Source organism: Candidatus Paceibacterota bacterium (assembly GCA_035652395.1).
Classification (GTDB): Bacteria; Patescibacteriota; Minisyncoccia; order Phycocordibacterales; family CAJBRS01; genus JADGRH01.
Genome location: DASRDX010000005.1, coordinates 1 through 1942, shown reverse-complemented (window position 1 = coordinate 1942; position 1942 = coordinate 1). Strand labels below are relative to the sequence as shown.

Here is a 1942-nt window from a genome sequence, read left to right as displayed (position 1 = left end):
AAAGTATGAGTAATCCAATCCGATCCTCGACCTGATGCAGCAGGCCGAATGTGAGATGAGCCGGTGTCCGGGTGATTCGGCCATCAAGACAAGCCACATCCTCGTATTAGAGAGACGGTTGAATTCGACAGGTTCATTCTTAATCTAAAACTGCAAAAGAGGTGCCAGTTTGCCTGAATTATAAAGGGCTTAGCAAGGTACAACTTTAAAGATCGGGAAAATATTTTACGGTGATTGCCTTTCCCCTTTGAAAGGAGCTTTGTAATAGAAATTACACGTCTTTTATTATAAGGAGAATCATCCTGTTTAGATCTTCACCCCGAAGATGTGAAAAAGATTTACATTCAGAAATTTGAAAGATGTTTGATGAATCCTTTAATTTGGTTTTCTTAAATTTTTTTTACTTTAAAGTTTGTATTTTTTGAGTAAAGATGGACATTTATTTTCCTCGTCGAAAGAGAGGGGCGGTTAAAACGAAGCCCCTTTGGTTCCCGAAAAAGGCTTGACAACCCGGCGACATCTCGATACTATCTCCCGTATTCTTTTTTGTCCCCATCGTCTAGCCCGGCCTAGGACATCGCCCTTTCACGGCGGTAACAGGGGTTCGAATCCCCTTGGGGACACCACACGATTGGCCTTGCTCTTCAAAGCAAGAGGCGCCATGAGCCTTTACTTCGCCGACTGCTCCTTGACCTCATTTAGATTATAAATCGCTTACTTCCGGCCCTGTTCAAGATTGACAAGGTCGAGGGCAAACGCTATAATCAGACCTCCATCTTGATAAAGAAATTCTTAAGTAAGATCGAATATGATCCGGAGTATGACAGGTTATGGAAGGGCGGAGGGGCATTATAAAAGCCGTTCTCTGATTGTGGAACTTCGGTCGGTTAACCATCGATATTGCGATGTGATGATCAGGCTTCCGAAGCCGTTCGCCCTTCTCGAAGAAACCGTCAAGAAGAAAGTACAAGGCCGGTTTGCCCGGGGACATATTGAAGTCTCGGTGAACTTTAACGGCACGGCGAGCAGTCCGAAGCGGTTTAAGCTCGACATGGAATCGGCCGAGGCCTTTTACGACATTCTAAAGAAACTAAAAAAAGATCTGCGCCTTCCGGGAGAGATCGACTTAGGGCTGTTGAGCCATTTCAGGGAGATGATTACGCTGGTTGAGCCGGCCGAGAAGGTCGAATTGATTATCCCTCTGCTTTACAAGTCGCTGGACAAAGCAATGACAAACCTCGAAAAAATGAGAAGAGAAGAGGGACGCGCATTGGCGGATGATCTCTCCGGGCGGCTTCAGGCCTTGTCTAAAATGCTCTCATTGATCAAGATTCGGGAAAAAGAGGCGACCGCCGCGTATCATCAGCGTCTGCAGGCCAGGGTATCGGAACTTTCTAAAGGGGTCGCCGTGGATCCGGCGAGGTTGGCGCAGGAGGTGGCGATTTTCGCGGAGCGGAGCGATATCAGTGAAGAGACGGCGCGGTTGAAGACCCATCTGGAACAGTTCCAAAAATTAATGCAGAAAGAGGAGGCGGTCGGCCGGACTCTGGACTTTCTCCTTCAGGAAATGAACCGCGAGATCAATACGATCGGCTCTAAAGCCAATGATGTGACGATCTCCCTGCAGGTTGTCGCGATGAAAAGCGAATTGGAGAAAGTACGGGAGCAGGTTCAGAATGTCGAATGAGAGCGCTCCCAAGACGCCTCTCGTATTTTAAGGAATTTTGAAATAGAACAAGCCGGCCTCCTTCGCTTACCGGCCGATTTGGAGAAGCATGGATAAAAAGGGAATCATATTTGTGGTCTCCGCCCCCTCAGGGGCGGGAAAGACTTCTCTTTGCAGAGAGGTGGCACAGAAGGTGCCGAATCTGGAATATTCGGTTTCTTATACGACCCGTCCCCCGCGACCGGGTGAGGTCCATGGAAAAGATTATTTTTTCGT

The 1942-nt window shown here is 47.7% G+C and carries 2 protein-coding genes and 1 tRNA gene; all 3 read left to right on the top strand.

Going from position 1 to position 1942, the window contains the following annotated elements; translation table 11 throughout:
• Positions 1-548: 548 nt before the first annotated feature.
• A tRNA-Glu gene (locus VFA52_00065) sits at positions 549-626 on the top strand.
• 182 nt (positions 627-808) lie between these two features.
• Positions 809-1687 carry a YicC/YloC family endoribonuclease gene (locus VFA52_00060; protein ID HZS42610.1) on the top strand — a complete coding sequence of 293 codons (879 nt, stop codon included), beginning with the start codon at positions 809-811 and terminating at the stop codon, positions 1685-1687.
• Positions 1688-1775: 88 nt separating this feature from the next.
• The coding region (locus tag VFA52_00055) for a guanylate kinase (protein HZS42609.1) at positions 1776-1942 on the top strand (167 nt) is incomplete at its 3' end.